Source organism: Kitasatospora sp. NPDC056531, assembly GCF_042794375.1.
GTDB lineage: Bacteria > Actinomycetota > Actinomycetes > Streptomycetales > Streptomycetaceae > Kitasatospora.
The window spans coordinates 1-15732 of record NZ_JBHTTU010000056.1 but is presented as its reverse complement, the minus strand read 5'-3'; the positions used below and the strand labels follow the sequence as shown (position 1 = coordinate 15732).

Genomic DNA, 15732 nt, shown 5'->3' with positions numbered 1-15732 from the left:
GGGTGTGACGGACGCCGAGGGGGAGGGGGAGGGACTTTGGGGCCCCCCAAAAAAAAACCCTGTCCCCCCAACAAAAATCCCCCCCCCCCCCCCCCCCCCAACAACCCCCGGGCCGGTTCGATCCGGCTGCGCCCGTCAGCGGGTCTCGGTGACCTTGGCGAGGGCCCGCGGGGCGTCCGGGTCCTGGCCGCGGGCGATGGTGACCTCGTAGGCCAGATGCTGCAGCGGCATGATCTCCAGGATCGGCTGGACCTCCTCGGGCACGCCGGCCGGCAGCGCGAAGCCCGCCGAGGCGGCGTCCACCTGGGCCTGCTGGCCGATCACCACGAGGTCCGCGCCGCGCCCGCGCAGCCGGTCCAGTACCGGCTGCAGGGCCTCACCGCCCTTGCCGTCCGGGACGATCGCGATGACCGGCGAGACGTTGTCCACCATGGCCAGCGGGCCGTGCAGCAGGTCGGCGCCGGAGAACGGAGTGGCCGGGATGTACGTGGTCTCCATCAGCTTGAGCGCCGCCTCGCGGGCGGTCGGGTAGCCGTAGCCGCGCGAGGTGATGACCAGGCGCTGGGCAAAGCGGTAGCGCTCGGCCAGCGCCTTCACCTCGGCCTGCCGGGACAGCACGCCGGCGGCCAGCGCCGGCAGTTCCCGGGCGGCCGAGCCGTCCCCGCCGCGCAGGCCCTCGACCAGCAGGTAGAGCGCCAGCAGCTCGGCGGTGTAGGTCTTGGTGGCCGGCAGCGCCTTCTCCGGTCCGGCCAGCACGTCGATGTGGAACTCGGAGACCTCGGCCAGCGGGGAGCCTGGGTTGTTGGTGACGGCGAGGGTGATCGCCCCGGCCTCGCGGGCGGCCTTGGTGGAGGCGACCAGGTCCGGCGAGCCGCCGGACTGGCTGACGGTGATGACCAGCACATCGGTGAGGTCCGGCTTGGCGCCGTACGCGGTGGTGGTGGACATCGAGGTCAGGCCGGCCGGCTTGCCGAGCAGGATCTCGATCAGGTACTTGGCGTAGAGCGCCGCGTTGTCGGACGTGCCGCGCGCGGTCAGCAGGACGAAGCGGGGGCTGCGGGCGGCGATCTGGGCCGCGATGTCGCGGATCTTGGGCGCGCCCTCGTCGAGGATGCGCTGGAGGACGGCCGGCTGCTCGGCCATCTCCGCCGCCATGATCCGGCCGGGAACGGAAACAGTCTGCGGGTCGGACATCTGGGTGTGCCTCCGATGAGATGGGTCGACCCCGCCCGGGCAGTCACCCGACGGGGATCTCTACGGCGGCGAGTCCGCACACTCGCTGCGGTCTTCCTGGTCTCCTGGCGCAATCCTACGAGGGCGCCCCGCGCCGGGCACCCCCGGACCGCCCCTGCCCGCGGCGCCTGCCCGCCACCGCGCCCGGCGGCGCGCAGGGGCGTGCGGCAGCGGCCTTCCGGTGTCAGGACGGCTTGTTGATCAGCTGGTCGATCGCGGCGTCGGCGTCCTTGGTGGCCTGGTCCACGGACTTGCCCTTGAGGATCGAGGTCAGCATGTCGGGGATGATCTTCTGCTTCTCCACCGCGCCCCAGCCGGGCGCCAGCGGGGTGAACCAGGCGTCCGGGACGGCGTTGGCCGCGGCGGCGGTGGTGGGCTTGTTCTTCAGCGGGTTCAGCTGGGTGAGGTTGTTCGGCAGGATGCCCTTGTCGGCCAGCGCCTGCTCGGACTTGGTGCTGGTGAACATCCGGATCCAGTCGGTGGCCGGCGCCGCCTGCGGGGACTTGGCGGTGACCGCGAGGTCGGAGCCGCCGATGAAGGTGGGCAGCGGCTTGCCGTCCGGACCGGGCATGGTGGCCACCTTGACGGCGTCCTTGAGGCTCGGGTCGCCGGTGACCGGCGCGGTGACGCTGGCCGCCTCGAAGCCGTTGCCGTAGAAGGAGGCGGCGTGCCCGCGGGCCATCGTCTCGAACTGGTTCTGCTCGTTCACCGTCAGGTCGCCCTTGTTGTACTTGCGCACCAGGTCGGCGAAGTGGCTGATGCCCTGCTGGGACTTGGGGTCGTGCAGGGTGCCGTGCCAGTTGCCGGCGCTGTCGAACTTGGCGATGCTGCCGCCGTACGCGGCCACGTAGCTCATCGCGGCGTACCAGTACGGGCCGGGCAGGTAGAGCGGGGAGAAGGTCCTGTCGGCCTTGTTCTTGTCGGCGATCCGGTCCAGGGCGGACAGCAGGTCGGCCTCGGTCCTGGGGAACTCCGCGCTGCCGGTGGCCTGTTGGAAACCGGTGGAGTTGTAGACGGCGACCCGGGCGCCGGCGTAGTACGGCACGCACCACAGCTTGTCCTGGTAGGTGCAGGTGTTGGCGAGCGCCTTGATCCAGGTGTCGGAGTTCTCGAAGGTGGTGCGGTCCACCGGGGCGAGCGCGCCGGAGAGCACGTACTTCATGGTCTCGGTGTTGCCGAGTTCGACCACGTCGGGGGCGTTGCCGTCGGCGAGGGCCTTGTCGAGCCTGCCGACCTTGTCGGCCCAGCCCTGGTAGGCCAGCTTGAGGCTGACGCCCGGGTACTTCGCCGCGAACTCGTCGTTGACCTGCTGGACGATGTCGGGCCAGTTCTTCTGGGCGTCGTCCATCAGCCAGACGGTGACCGTGCCGGTGGCGGCCTTCGGATCGACGGAGGAGCCCGCGCCGCCTCCCGAGGGTGAACCGGACGAGGAACAGGCCGTCAGTCCGGCCGCCAGGGCCGTGATCCCGAGCGCGGACACGAGCTGACGCTTCTTCACGCCATCCTCCGAGGATGTTCAAGAGCCGGTGATGCCCGCCGGCAGCGTGATCAGCGCCCGCGGCGGAGAGTCCGGGCAGGGGCGGCGCAGAGCTTCGAGGAGGGCGCGGTACCACATCCGGCGACGTTCGAATTCGAACCGGATGCCTGGACTCTGGCCTAGACCAAGTGTGGTGTCAACGGCCAACAACCCCTGTTTCCAAGGCCGTTGCAGAGCCGTTGTACCGCGTGGCGATCAGTCGCCAGGCCGTCACCCTCGGTGGGACTCAAGGCGGGTTCAAGGCCTGCTTGAGGGAGCACGGTCACCTGACGAAAGCGCAGGTCGACACCAGGGGAACGCGACGGGCCCGCCATGCGACACGCGCATGACGAGCCCGTCGGCCGACGCCTCCCGGACACGGCCGGTGACGTCCCGTCGATCGGTTCAGCCGATCGCTCCCGGCTGCCCGGTGAGCACCTCCACGGCCGCCAGCCCGCAGACCCGGGCGGCGCCGTGGGTGGCGATGTGGAGCGCGCCGATCGGCTCGGACTGGGGCAGCCCCATCTCCACCACCGCGGCGTCCGGCCGGGCCGCCACCAGGCGGCCCAGCACGGCGGACATCCACGCGTGGCGGTGGGCGTCCCGGACCACCAGCACCAGGCGGCGGCCCTCGGCGCCGGCCACCAGCTCGGCGACCAGGGCGTCCAGCAGCTCCGGGACGGCCTCGGCGGCCGACACCTCACGGGTGCGGGTGCCGGGGAAGCGGTCCGCCAGCATGCCGGCCACGCCCCACGGGGTGACGTCGCCGACCGCGATGTTCGGCTCGTCCGAGAACGAGGCCACGTACGGGCGCTCGCTCACCGGCAGCACCTCGCGGCCCGGCGCCCGGACCACCCGCAGCGCCCGGCGCGCGGCCCGCAGGCCCACCGCCAGGTCCGGCTCCACCCGCTCGCCCTGGGCCGAGATCCGGCCCCAACTGCCCAGCGTCCGGACCCGTTCGGCGGCGTCCGCCAGCCGCTCCTCGGTGAGCCGGCCGGAGCGCACGCCCGCCACGATGGCGTCGCGCAGCATCAGCACGGTCTCCTCGTCGGCCAGCCCGCCGCCGACGCAGATCGCGTCCGCGCCGGCCGCGAGGGCCAGCACGGTGCCCTCGCCCATGCCGAAGGTGTCGGCGATGGCGCCCATCTCGATCGCGTCGCTGACGATCAGGCCCTGGTAGCCGAGGCCGCCGTCGGCCGGGGCGGCGCGCAGCAGGTCGCGCAGCACGGTCGGGCTCAGGGTGGCCGGCAGCATCGGGTCCAGCGCCGGGATCATGATGTGGGCGGTCATCACGGCCTTGGTGCCGGCCGCGATCGCGGCCTGGAACGGCACCAGGTCGCGGGCGCGCAGCACGTCCAGGTCGACGTCGATGACCGGCAGGCCGTGGTGCGAGTCCACCGCGGTGTCGCCGTGGCCGGGGAAGTGCTTGGAGCAGGCGGCCACGCCCGCCGACTGCAGGCCCTCGACCCAGGCGGCGGTGTGCCGGGCGCACAGCTCGGGGTCGGCGCCGAAGGAGCGGACGCCGATGACCGGGTTGCGCGGGTTGGAGTTGACGTCGGCGGTGGGTGCCCAGTTGTAGTTGACGCCGGCCGCCGCCAGCGCCCGGCCCAGCTCGCGGGCGACGTCCCGGGTCAGCGCCGGGTCGTCGATCGCGCCGAGCGCGAGGTTGCCGGGCCAGGACGAGCCGGAGCCCGCCTCCAGCCGGGTCACGTCGCCGCTCTCCTCGTCGATGGCGATCAGGAGGTCGGGGTTCTCCGCGCGCAGCGCCCGGGTCAGCGCGGAGAGCTGGTCGAGGTCGACCACGTTGCGGTCGAACAGCGCGACCGAGCCGAGCCCGGCGGCCAGGTGGCGGCGCAGCCAGGCCGGCGGCTCGGTGCCGACGAAGCCGGGCTGCAGGACGGCCAGGGCGTCGCGGTGCAGCTGGTCGCTGTCCGGGGCGGTGGGAACGAGGATGCTCACGTTGGCTCAGCCCTTCACGGCGCCGTCGGTCAGACCGCCGACCGCCTTGCGCTGCAGGAAGAAGAACAGGATCAGGATCGGGACCGCGAAGAGCGTCGACGCGGCCATGGTGGCGCCCCAGTCCGTGCCGAAGTTGGTCTGGAAGGACGACAGCCACAGCGGCAGGGTCTGGCTGTCGGGCTTCTTGTTCAGCCACAGGACGAGCGGGAACTCGTTCCACGCGGTGACGAAGCCGAACAGCGAGGTCGACATCAGGCCGGGGGCCAGCAGCGGGAAGATCACCTTCAGGAAGGCCTGGGTGCGGGTGCAGCCGTCCACCATGGCCGACTCCTCCAGCTCCTTCGGCACCGCGGCGATGAAGCCGCGCAGCGTCCAGATGGTGAAGGGCAGCACCATCATCATGTAGAAGGCGGTGAGCGGGACGAGGCTGTTCAGCAGGTCGTTGTCGCGGGAGAGCATGTAGACGCCGATGGTCATGACCTCCCACGGCGCCATCTGGGCCGCCATGACGACCAGCACGAAGGACTTGCGGCCGCGGAACTTCATACGGGCGACGGCGAAGGACGCCAGGGTCGCGATGGCCAGCGAGATGAGCACCGCGCCGATGGTCACCATGAGGCTGTTGGTGACGTACGTCCAGAAGTTGTCGGCGTGCACGGCCCGGTCGAAGTGGGCGAGGGTCGCGTCCAGCGGGAGGAAGACCGGGGTCCGGCTGATGATGTCCTTGTCCTGCTTGAAGGACGTGGAGATCATCCAGTAGACGGGGAAGACGAAGAAGACGAAGAGGACGACCGCGATCACGTTCGGCCAGGTACGTCCGATGAGCGAGCGCCTCACAGCTCGTCCTCCTGCTTCAGGATGATGCGGAAGTAGTACGACATCAGCGCGGCCAGCATCAGGATGGTGAGCACCGCGATCGCGGAGCCCGCACCGAAGCGCTGGGCGCCGATGCCTTCCAGGAAGGCGTGCACCGGCAGCGTGCGGGTCAACCCGTCCGGTCCGCCGTGGTTGATCAGGTAGACCTGGGTGAAGGCCTTGAAGACCCAGATGATCTCCAGGAAGGTCGTGGCCAGGAAGAAGGGCTTCAGGCTGGGGAAGACCACCGCGGTGAAGGTCTTGACGGGGCCTGCGCCGTCCATCCGGGCGGCCTCGTAGAGCTCCTTGGGGATGGTGGTCAGCGCGGCGTACATGTTGATCGCCACGAACGGGATCGACATCCACACGATCAGCAGCACGATCACGAAGAAGGTCGAGTACTCGCCGCTGTACCAGTTGAAGTGGGCCATCGAGTGCCAGCCCAGCTGGTCCAGGAACCAGTCGACGACGCCGAAGTTCTGGTCGAAGAGCCAGGTGTAGACGGTGGTCGCGGCCACCACCGGCATCGCCCAGGCGAGGACCAGCGCGACCGACAGCGCCAGGCGCATCCTCTTGCCGAGGCGGTTGAGCAGCAGACCGGTCAGGGTGCCGCCGACCATGATCAGCACCACGTTGACCGCGGTGAAGCCGATCGTGCGGCCGGTGACCGTCCAGAACTCCGAGTCGGTCAGCTGCTCCTTGTAGTTGTCGAAGCCGTTCCACTCGGTCAGGTGCTGGATGAACTGCCGCTTGTTGAGGTTCTGGAACGACAGCAGGACCGTCTTGAGCAGCGGCCAGCCCAGCAGGCCGATGGTGGCCACGGTGGCCGGCAGCAGCAGCAGGTACGGCGCGAGACGGGCTCCGAGGCCCGGTTCGCCGGTGGTTCTGCCGGCCTTCCCCGGAGTGCTTCCGGCGCCGTCGCCGGCGATCACGCCGGTGGTGGCCGCGGCGGCCTTGCCTGTGTCCGGGGACTGTGTCCGCACCGGGTCCGAATGCACCGCCATCGTTCTCTCTTCCTCACAACCTGACCACGACGGACGGGCGTCGCCCACCGACCCCCCGCCGGGAGCCGGTGCGCGACGCCGCTCAACTGCTTACTGCTTGGTGTTGAGACGCTTCGCGATCTCGTCGTCGGCCTTCTTGGCCGCGGCGGCGTAGTCGCCGGTCAGCGCCGCGGTCAGGAAGTCCTTGATCGGGTTCGGCTCGTTCTCGACGTTGGTCCAGGTCGGGACGTTCGGGGTGACCGCGCCGTTGGCGGAGGCCGGCAGGGCGGCCTTGGCGAAGTCGCCGGCGACCTTGCTGTTGAGCGAGGTCTTGTTCGGGATGGAGCCGGCGGCGGCGAACAGGCCCTCGTTCTTGTCGCTGAGGGCGATCTTCAGGAAGCCCTTGGCGAGCTCGGGGTTCTTGGTCTGCTGGGCGATCGCCAGGTTCGAGCCGCCGAGGAAGACGCTGGACGGCTTGTCCGCGGTCCTGCCGGGGAGCGGGAAGTAGCCGATCTTGTCGGCGGCCATCTCCTCGGGCTTCGGGATCTCCCAGCCGAGGCCGATGATGGTGCCGATGTCGCCCTTGGCGAAGACGTCCTTCTGCTGCGGGGTGGCCTCGTCCTTGTCCTTCGGGGCCGTGGCCGAGTAGCCCTGCAGCTTCTTGTAGGTCTCGAAGGCCTTCTGCGCCTCGGGGGACGACAGGCCACCGGCCCACTTGTCGCCGTCCTTCTTGGCGAACTTGCCGCCCTCGCTGGTCAGCAGGCCGAAGTAGGTGTACCACTCCTGACCCGGCATGTAGAGCGGGTCGGTGACGCCCGGGACGGCCTTGACCTTGTCCAGGTCGGCGTAGAACTCGTCCAGGGTCTTCGGCGCGGCGGTGATGCCGGCCTTGGTCCAGATGTCCTTGTTGTAGGTCACCACGCGGTTGGTGAAGTACCACGGGGCGGCGTACTGCTTGCCCTCGAGGACCGAGGACTCGTTCAGGTTCGCGGCCCAGTCCGCGCCGCCCAGGTCGGTCTTGTCCTTGGTGATGTCGAGCAGGCCGCCGGTGGCCGCGTAGCCCGCCGTCTGGGTGTTTCCGATCTCCAGGACGTCGACCGAACCCTCGGAGAGGGCGGCGGTGACCTTCTGGCCGATGCCGTTCCACTTCTGCGTCTGGATGTCGAGCTTGGCACCCGGGTAGGCGGCGGTGAAGTCCGCCTTGACGCTGTCCTCCCAGCCCTTGGGGGCCGAGCCGTCCATCAGCCACACGGTGAGGGTCTTGCCGTCGAAGTTCTTGGCCGCCGAGGACGAACCGCTCTTGCCGTCGTCGCTCTTGTCGTCCGAGCCGCAAGCCGCGAGACCGACGACCATTGCTGCGACGCCGACCGCCGCGATGAGCTGACGCTTCACGCCATCCTCCTGAGGGATGCCTGGGTTACCCCCGTCGGGCGGCAGCGGCAGACCGCACGAAGCGGGAGAATCGGTGCCGCGGACCCCTGGGGACGGGTGGGGGGATTCATCGTTACCGGCCTAGTGGTGTAGACCAGATGCCTGGAGCTTGGCCTAGACCAATGGGCCTGTCAACGGCTGTTCGACCGATCTCGACCACCCGTTATCAAGCCGACACCGCACATCGTTCATCGCGTGATGAGGTATTCGTTCCGCAGCCATACATGCAACGATGTGACCCGTTAACGATGTGGCGGGGCTGTAAAGGGCCCCGCGAGAAGCGGGAGAACAGGTCCGATGAGCAGCGACGGGGGAACCACCGCCCAGGCCGACGACCCCGAGGTGAAGAACCTCCCGGCGCAGGCCGGCGCCGACCCGACCGCGCGCGTCCCCAAGTACTACGGCCTCAAGCGCCACCTCCTCCAGCTGACCGAGACCCAGCCCGCAGGCACCCCGGTCCCGCCCGAACGGGCGCTCGCCGCCCAGTTCGACACCTCGCGCACCACCGTGCGCCAGGCCCTGCAGGAACTGGTGGTCGAGGGTCGGCTGGAGCGCATCCAGGGCAAGGGCACCTTCGTGGCCAAGCCCAAGGTCGCCCAGGCCCTGCAACTGACCTCCTACACCGAGGACATGCGCGCCCAGGGCCTGGAGCCCACCTCCCGGCTGATCGAGATCGGCTACATCACCGCCGACGACCGGCTCGCCCCGCTGCTCGACATCAAGCCCGGCGGCCGGGTGCTGCGGATCGAGCGGCTGCGGCTGGCCAACGGCGACCCGATGGCCATCGAGGTCGCCCACCTGTCCGCCAAGCGCTTCCCCGCCCTGCGCAAGAACCTCGGCAAGCACACCTCGCTGTACGCGGCGCTGCGCGAGGTGTACGGGGTCACCGTGGCCGAGGCCGAGGAGACCATCGAGACCACCCTGGCCAACCCGCGCGAGGCCGGGCTGCTCGGCTCCGACCTCGGCCTGCCGATGCTCCAGCTCTCCCGGCACTCCTTCGACGCCGAGGGCAACCCGGTGGAGTGGGTCCGCTCGATCTACCGCGGCGACCGCTACAAGTTCATCACCCGGCTGAAGCGGCCGGAGTAACCGCGCGCCCCTGTTGTTCCTCGGGCACCGGCGCACGCGACCCGCGCGCCGGTGCCCGTTCGCGCCACTGCGGCGACGGACTTCGGTCGACCACGTCCGGCTGGTGGGAAGTTCCGTCATTTCCGGTGACATGGATCACCCCATGCTCTAGATTGCGCAGCCGTACTGACTGCTGATCACCGATGGTGCTGCTCGGCGGGCTCACGGGGGTGCGTCGGCGTCTCCGGGAGCTGCGGCGCCGACGGGGAGAACCCTCCGGAGCGGAGCCGAAGATGCCGTCTGACCAAGCCCCCACCGACTCTGTCATGCCCGAGCCAGCCGGGAGTCCAGTCCCGGCGGTGACCCCCGAGCGGGTGCTGGCCGGGATCGCCCTGCTCGTGCCGATCGTCGCGATGCTCTGGGTGTCCTCCTACGACAAGACCGACCCGGCGGTGGCCGGGATGCCCTTCTTCTACTGGTACCAACTGCTCTGGGTGCCGGTGTCGGCGGTCTTCACCGTCGCCGCCTACCTGCTGATCAACCGGGACGAGAAGGCCCGCGCGGCGGCCCGGAACGGCGGTGCGCGATGAAGGACGTCAACGTGCCGGCCCTCGTGGTCTTCGTGCTGTTCTTCGCCCTGGTCACCGCGATGGGCTTCCTGGCCTCGCGCTGGCGCCGCGCGGACAACGCGGCCCACCTGGACGAATGGGGCCTGGGCGGGCGCAGCTTCGGGACCTGGGTGACCTGGTTCCTGCTCGGCGGCGACCTCTACACCGCGTACACCTTCGTGGCCGTCCCGGCGGCGGTGTACGCGACCGGCGCGGCGGGCTTCTTCGCGGTGCCGTACACGATCATCGCCTACCCGCTGGTCTTCCTCTTCCTGCCCCGGCTCTGGTCGGTCTCCCGGGTGCACGGCTACGTCACCCCGGCCGACTTCGTCCGCGGCCGGTACGGCTCGCGGCCGCTGTCCCTGGTCGTCGCGCTGACCGGGATCCTGGCCACCATGCCGTACATCGCCCTCCAACTGGTCGGCATCCAGGCCGTGCTGGACGTGCTCGGCGTCGGCGGCGGCGAGAACGCCAACTGGTTCGTCAAGGACCTGCCGCTGTTCATCGCCTTCGGCGTGCTGGCCGCCTACACCTACTCCTCCGGCCTGCGCGCCCCGGCGCTGATCGCCTTCGTCAAGGACGCCCTGGTCTACATCGTGATCATCGTCGCGGTGATCTACATCCCGATCCGCCTCGGCGGCTACGGGCACATCTTCGACACGGTCGCGGAGCACTTCAAGCAGGCCAAGACCGGCTCGCTGACCGTCCCGGAGAACAAGCAGTGGACGTACGCGACGCTGGGCCTCGGCTCGGCGATGGCGCTGTTCATGTACCCGCACTCGGTGACCGGCGTGCTGGCCTCCAAGTCCCGCAACACCGTGCGCCGCAACATGGCGATCATGCCCGCGTACTCGCTGATGCTCGGCCTGCTGGCGCTGCTGGGCTTCATGGCGATCGCGGCGGGCGTCGGCAGCGGCGTCAAGGGCTACAACTCCCAGCTCTCGGTGCCGCAGCTGTTCGCGAACATGTTCCCGGACTGGTTCACCGGCGTGGCCTTCGCCGCGATCGGCATCGGCGCGCTGGTGCCGGCCGCCATCATGTCCATCGCCGCGGCCAACCTGTTCACCCGCAACGTCTACAAGGAGTGGCTCAAGCCCGCCGCCACCCCGGCCGACGAGACCCGCATCGCCAAGCTGGTCTCGCTGCTGGTCAAGGTCGGCGCGCTGGTCTTCGTGCTCGGCATGGACAAGCAGGCCGCGATCAACCTCCAGCTGCTGGGCGGCCTGTGGATCCTGCAGACCTTCGTGGCCATCGTCGGCGGCCTGTTCACCCGCTGGTTCCACCACTGGGCGCTGTTCGCCGGCTGGGCGGCCGGCATGGTCTACGGCACCTGGAAGGCGTACGGGATCGCCAGCCCGGCCACCAAGCACTTCGGCGGCAACGCGGACAAGATCCCCGGCATCGGCGAGATCGGCTACATCGGCCTGACCGCCTTCGCGCTCAACCTGATCGTCGCGGTGGCGCTCACCCTGGTCCTGCGCGCGGTCAAGGCGCCCGACGGCCCGGACGAGACCAAGCCCTCCGACTACAGCGCCGAGGCCGGCGACGACGAGCTGAAGAACGCGCCGGAGCCCGTAGCGGCGCACTGATTGCCGCTGCGCGCGCCCTGTGATCGTGCCGCCTTCTCCGTGAACACGGGAGAAGGCGGCGCGATCATATGTATGAACAGGCGTGCACGCCGGGCACCACCAGACCGGACCGGCAACCGGCCGGAACCTGATCGACCCACGGGGAGCTCGCGGCATGGCAGAACTCGGCACCACCCTCAACGGCCAGCACCAGTCCACCCAGAGCCCGCACCACCACGTCACCGCCCACCGCCCGGCGTCGGCCACCCGGCTGCCGTCCGTGCTGATCGCCACCCGGCACGGCGAGTCCACCGCCAACGTCGAGTTCCAGCTGGCCGAGGCCGCCGGCGCGCTCAGCGTCCCGATCAGCTGCCGCGACGCCGACATCCCGCTGTCGCTGCAAGGCCAGCGGCAGGCCCAGGCGCTCGGCCGCTGGTGGGCCGCCCTGCCCAGCGCCGACCGCCCGCGCAGCGTCTGGTGCTCGCCGTACACGCGCACCGCCGAGACCACCCGGATCGCCCTCGCCCAGGCCGCCGGGCTCGGCGCCGTTCCCGTCACCCTGGCCGTCCGCTACGACGAGCGGCTGCGCGACCGCGAACTCGGCGTCCTGGAGATGCTGCCGAAGGCCGCCATCGAGACCAAGCACCCCGAGGAGGCGGCCCGGCGGCGCAAGATGGGCGAGCTGTACTACCGCCCGCCCGGCGGCGAGTCCTGGGCCGACGTCGCGCTACGGGTGCGCAGCCTGCTGCGGGACGTCTGCGAGGAGGAGGCCGGGCGGCCCGTCCTGCTGGTCGCCCACGACTGCACGGTGCTGATGCTGCGCTACGCGCTGGACCGGCTCACCGAGCAGCAGCTCACCGCGCTCGGTCCGGTGCACAACTGCTCCACCAGCCTCTGGCGGGCCCAGGAGGGGCGGCTGCGGCCGGACCGCTGGAACACCGTCGACCACCTGGCCGCCGACACCGACTGACGGCCGGTCGGGGATCAGCAGGTGTCGGCGAAGCAGCGCCGGTAGGCCAGCGGCGTGGTGCCCAGCCGGCGCCCGAAGTGGTGGCGCAGCGCGGCCGCGTTGCCGAAGCCGCAGCGCGCGGCGATCACGTCCACCGACTCGGTGGTCGACTCCAGCAGCCGCTGCGCCAGCAGCACCCGCTGCCCGGTCAGCCAGCGGTGCGGGGTGGTGCCGGTCTCCTGCTGGAAGCGCCGGGCGAAGGTGCGCGGCGACATGTGCGCCCGGACGGCCAGCTGCTCGACGGTGGCCTCCTCGTCCAGGTGGTGGCGCATCCAGTCGAGCAGCGGCGCCAGCGAGTCGCCGTCCCCCTGCGGCAGCGGACGGTTCACGAACTGGGCCTGCCCGCCCTCCCGGTGCGGCGCCACCACCATCCGGCGGGCGATCGCCCGGGCCACCTCCGCGCCCTGCACCTTGCGCACCAGGTGCAGACAGGCGTCGATGCCGGCCGCCGTGCCCGCCGAGGTGACCACCGGGTCGTCGTCCACGTACAGCACGTCCGGCTCGACCACCGTCCTCGGGAAGCGCTCGGCCAGCTCCTCGCTGTGCCGCCAGTGGGTGGTCGAGCGGCGGCCGTCCAGCAGCCCGGCGGCGCCCAGCACGAAGGCGCCGCTGCAGATGGACAGCACCCGGCCGCCGTTCGCCACCACCGCGCGCAGGGCCTCCAGCAGCGGCTCCGGGTACCGCTCGCGGATCCCCGAGGCCGTCACCACCGCCAGGTCCGCCGCGGCCAGCCGCTCCGGGCCGTACGGGACGTCCACCGCGAAGCCCGAGTGGGTCGCGTGCGGGCCCGGACGGGCTCCGGCCAGCGCGAAGTCGTACCCGGGCAGGCCGTCCGCGGTGCGGTCCAGGCCGAAGACCTCGCAGGCCACGCCCAGTTCGAAGGGGTGGACCTCCTCCAGCACCACCGCGACCACGTTCTTCAGCATGCCGACCAGCATGCCCCGGCCGGCCGGATGCGGGGAAGGGCCGGGGTGGCAGGATTTCGAGGCAAATGGTCATTCCTGCCACTCGTGGGCACCCGCACCGCCCGGCCACAGTGGTGTCCATGGAACCCGGCACCCTCGCAAGCGCACTCGGCCTGGTCGGCGCCGTCGGCGGCTTCGGCCTGCTCGGCACCCTGATCGGCCGCGAACTCTCCCGCGGCCCCGCCGCCGGCCGCGACAACCACCACCGCCCGGGCGGCTACCCCGCCGACCCCGACCGCCCCGACCGGCTGTACGGCACCATGCCCGCCGCCTCGCTGCGTCCCTCCGCCGACCCGGCCACCCTCCCGGTCCGCTCCACCCCCCGGATCAGCACCCCCCACGGCTCCGGCACACTGGCCCGATGGACTTCCTCATCCGCCAGGCCCTCCCGCGCGACCTCGAAGAGGCCGGCCGGATCACCGTCGAGGCCTTCGTCGGCGACGGCTACACCAAGCCCACGAGCGGCTACGTCGACCTGCTGCGGGACGCCGGACGCCGCTCCCACGAGGCCGAACTCCTGGTCGCCGTCGACACGGCCGACGAACGGGTCCTCGGCTGCGTGACCTTCGCCGTCGGCGGCACCGAGTGGGCCGACATCGCCACCCCCCGGGAGGGCGAGATCCGGATGCTCGCCACCGCCGCCGCCTCCCGCGGCCGCGGCGTCGGCGAGGCCCTGGTGCGCGCCACCGTCGCCCGCAGCCGCGAACTCGGCCTGGCCGGCATGGCCTTCTCCACTCGCCCCGAGATGACCGCCGCCCACCGCGTCTACGAGCGCATCGGCTTCGTGCGCACCCCGGCGCGCGACTGGGCGCCGTACCCGGGGATGGACCTGATGGTCTACACCATGACGTTCTGACCCGCGGTGTCCCCGAGCGCGGAATCTCGAAGCACGGCGTCCTGAACCACGGCGACCCGGCCGCCGGTCACGGTCGCTTGTCGTACCCGGGGGCCACGTAGACGGTGTAGCGGCCGTGCTCGCCGCTCTTCACCACGGTGGCCACCCGGTACCCGGCGGCCTTCAGCGTCGGCTGGACCGCCTTGTCGGTGGCGCCGGTCTGGGTGAAGTCCAGGACCACCACCTTCCACTCGTGCGCCTCGATCCCGGCCTGGATGGCGGGCACCCCGTTCTGCATCTGGCCGGTGGCCGGGTCCCGGCGGAACACCGACACCAGGTCGTGCCACTGCTGCCAGTTGCTCTGCTTGCGCAGGTAGTAGGCGGGGACGTTGTAGTTCTCGACCAGGTAGCGGTCGTCGCCCTTGACGATGTACGGCTCCAGCGCGGCGACGAACTCCTTCGAGTTCGACCACTCGCCGAACATCTCCCGGCCCTGGGCCGCGCCCTCCCAGGCCAGCGGGCCCACCACCAACGCGGCGGCCACGATCCCCGCCGTGACGTGGAAGCGACCCCTCAGCCACAGCACCACGCGGGCCAGGACCGAGCCCACCACGATGCACGAGAACCAGGCGCCGAAGTCCACGTGCTTCTGCAGCGACAGCCAGGTGTGGATGCGGACCTGGTTCACCGGCGCCAACAGACCGGCGACCAGCAGCACCGCGGCCAGCCAGAACTCCGTCCAGGCCGCGCCGCCGCGCCGGCGCGCCCGCACCAGCTGTGCCAGCACCCCGAGCAGCGCCACCACCAGCAGCGGGCCGACCCAGCGGGCGGCCTCCCCGGCCACGTAGGAGTACGCGTCATGGCCCGGGGCGCGCTGGAGCGTGGTGTGGTTGAAGCCGTCGATGTACTGCTGACCGGCCGCCAGGGCCGCGGCGCCGACCGCCGCGGCGAAGGTGAGCAGCACCAGCAGCCCGCGCCGCCAGCGCGCCCAGGAGCGCGCCGAGCCGCCCGTCCCGGCCAGCACCGCGATGCCGCACACCACCGGCACCCACAGCAGCGCGGCGTACTTGGTCGCACCGGCCAGGGCCAGCAGCAGCCCGGAGCCCACCAGGCTCGGGTACCCGCCGCCGGTGGTCAGCCGCACCGCCAGGTAGCCGGCCCAGGCGAGGATCGCCAGCGCCATGGCGTCGTAGGTGGCCAGACCGCCCAGGAACTGCGTCGGGCCGAGCGCGGCGAAGGCCGCCGCCGCGCAGAAGGCCGCGAGCGAGCCGTGCAGCCGCCGGGTGGCCAGGTGGACGGCCACGGTCGCGGAGAGCATGAACGCCAGGCTGAGCAGCCGGGCGCCGTTCAGCCCGCCGGCGAAGTCGGCCAGGGCGACGACCACCGGGTAGATCAGCGGGGAGCCGGAGAAGAAGGTCTCGTACGTCGACACCGCAGTGCCGTGCCGCAGGTGCGCGATCTCCTGGTACCCGGAGTAGATGTAGGTGCCCTCGTCGATGAAGGCGGTGTTACTGACTATCAGGTGGTACGACAGCGCGCCCTGGACCAGCAGCACCGCCAGCAGCGGCAGCCAGTCCGCCCGCAGCGCCGGCCGGGGCGGCTGCGGCACCCGGGGCAGCCCGGGCCTGCGGCGGCGCCGGTCGGTCGGGGACGGCGGTGGCGCCGCCGCGGCCGTACGGTCGCGCTCGAGAAGGGGTAAGAC

At 71.1% G+C, this 15732-nt stretch carries 13 protein-coding genes; 5 read left to right on the top strand and 8 right to left on the bottom strand.

The window, feature by feature from the left end:
• Positions 1-135: 135 nt before the first annotated feature.
• The 6 genes from ACFQ87_RS32215 to ACFQ87_RS32190 form a co-directional block, all read right to left on the bottom strand.
• Positions 136-1194, bottom strand: a complete 1059-nt coding sequence (locus tag ACFQ87_RS32215; protein ID WP_380614406.1) for an SIS domain-containing protein — start codon at positions 1192-1194, stop codon at positions 136-138.
• Positions 1195-1417: 223 nt separating this feature from the next.
• Positions 1418-2731: an extracellular solute-binding protein gene (locus ACFQ87_RS32210; protein ID WP_380614405.1), complete on the bottom strand. Its 1314-nt coding sequence runs from the start codon at positions 2729-2731 to the stop codon at positions 1418-1420.
• Between the two features lie 423 nt (positions 2732-3154).
• Complete coding sequence (locus ACFQ87_RS32205) at positions 3155-4708, bottom strand: glycoside hydrolase family 3 protein (RefSeq protein WP_380614404.1); 1554 nt, start codon at positions 4706-4708, stop codon at positions 3155-3157.
• 6 nt (positions 4709-4714) lie between these two features.
• On the bottom strand, positions 4715-5545 hold the full coding sequence (locus ACFQ87_RS32200) for a carbohydrate ABC transporter permease (protein WP_380614403.1): 831 nt from the start codon (positions 5543-5545) through the stop codon (positions 4715-4717).
• Positions 5542-6567, bottom strand: coding sequence for a carbohydrate ABC transporter permease (locus tag ACFQ87_RS32195; protein WP_380614402.1), 1026 nt, complete (start codon positions 6565-6567; stop codon positions 5542-5544). Before ACFQ87_RS32195 ends, ACFQ87_RS32200 begins: the two co-directional genes overlap by 4 nt.
• Positions 6568-6657: 90 nt before the next feature.
• Complete coding sequence (locus ACFQ87_RS32190; protein WP_380614401.1) at positions 6658-7938, bottom strand: extracellular solute-binding protein; 1281 nt, start codon at positions 7936-7938, stop codon at positions 6658-6660.
• A gap of 336 nt (positions 7939-8274) precedes the next feature.
• On the opposite strand from ACFQ87_RS32190, the gene ACFQ87_RS32185 reads away from it, so the two are divergent.
• From ACFQ87_RS32185 to ACFQ87_RS32170, 4 genes are all read left to right on the top strand, one after another.
• The gene (locus tag ACFQ87_RS32185) at positions 8275-9066 is read left to right on the top strand and encodes a GntR family transcriptional regulator (RefSeq protein ID WP_380614400.1); all 792 of its coding nucleotides are present in this window, start codon (positions 8275-8277) and stop codon (positions 9064-9066) included.
• A gap of 305 nt (positions 9067-9371) precedes the next feature.
• On the top strand, positions 9372-9635 hold the full coding sequence (locus ACFQ87_RS32180) for a DUF3311 domain-containing protein (protein WP_380614399.1): 264 nt from the start codon (positions 9372-9374) through the stop codon (positions 9633-9635).
• Positions 9632-11242 carry a monocarboxylate uptake permease MctP gene (mctP, locus tag ACFQ87_RS32175; protein WP_380614398.1) on the top strand — a complete coding sequence of 537 codons (1611 nt, stop codon included), beginning with the start codon at positions 9632-9634 and terminating at the stop codon, positions 11240-11242. Before ACFQ87_RS32180 ends, mctP begins: the two co-directional genes overlap by 4 nt.
• 154 nt (positions 11243-11396) lie before the next feature.
• A complete protein-coding gene (locus ACFQ87_RS32170; RefSeq protein WP_380614397.1) occupies positions 11397-12191 on the top strand; it encodes a histidine phosphatase family protein in 795 nt (264 codons plus the stop codon).
• A gap of 14 nt (positions 12192-12205) precedes the next feature.
• Here the strand turns inward: ACFQ87_RS32170 and ACFQ87_RS32165 are convergent, their stop codons facing one another.
• Positions 12206-13156, bottom strand: coding sequence for a helix-turn-helix domain-containing protein (locus tag ACFQ87_RS32165; protein WP_380614396.1), 951 nt, complete (start codon positions 13154-13156; stop codon positions 12206-12208).
• A 400-nt stretch (positions 13157-13556) separates the two neighbouring features.
• On the opposite strand from ACFQ87_RS32165, the gene ACFQ87_RS32160 reads away from it, so the two are divergent.
• Positions 13557-14051: a GNAT family N-acetyltransferase gene (locus tag ACFQ87_RS32160; RefSeq protein ID WP_380614395.1), complete on the top strand. Its 495-nt coding sequence runs from the start codon at positions 13557-13559 to the stop codon at positions 14049-14051.
• A 67-nt stretch (positions 14052-14118) separates the two neighbouring features.
• On the opposite strand, the gene ACFQ87_RS32155 is transcribed toward ACFQ87_RS32160, so the two are convergent.
• On the bottom strand, positions 14119-15732 hold a 1614-nt coding region (locus ACFQ87_RS32155), incomplete at its 5' end, for an ArnT family glycosyltransferase (protein ID WP_380614394.1).

What these genes read in the sequence shown, in the direction of transcription:
- ACFQ87_RS32215 (WP_380614406.1), bottom strand. Translation starts at nt 1,194, where the DNA reads ATGTCCGACCCGCAGACTGTTTCCGTTCCCGGCCGGATCATGGCGGCG.
- ACFQ87_RS32195 (WP_380614402.1), bottom strand. Translation starts at nt 6,567, where the DNA reads ATGGCGGTGCATTCGGACCCGGTGCGGACACAGTCCCCGGACACAGGC.
- ACFQ87_RS32185 (WP_380614400.1), top strand. Translation starts at nt 8,275, where the DNA reads ATGAGCAGCGACGGGGGAACCACCGCCCAGGCCGACGACCCCGAGGTG.
- ACFQ87_RS32180 (WP_380614399.1), top strand. Translation starts at nt 9,372, where the DNA reads ATGCCCGAGCCAGCCGGGAGTCCAGTCCCGGCGGTGACCCCCGAGCGG.
- mctP (WP_380614398.1), top strand. Translation starts at nt 9,632, where the DNA reads ATGAAGGACGTCAACGTGCCGGCCCTCGTGGTCTTCGTGCTGTTCTTC.
- ACFQ87_RS32170 (WP_380614397.1), top strand. Translation starts at nt 11,397, where the DNA reads ATGGCAGAACTCGGCACCACCCTCAACGGCCAGCACCAGTCCACCCAG.
- ACFQ87_RS32165 (WP_380614396.1), bottom strand. Translation starts at nt 13,156, where the DNA reads ATGCTGAAGAACGTGGTCGCGGTGGTGCTGGAGGAGGTCCACCCCTTC.
- ACFQ87_RS32160 (WP_380614395.1), top strand. Translation starts at nt 13,557, where the DNA reads ATGGACTTCCTCATCCGCCAGGCCCTCCCGCGCGACCTCGAAGAGGCC.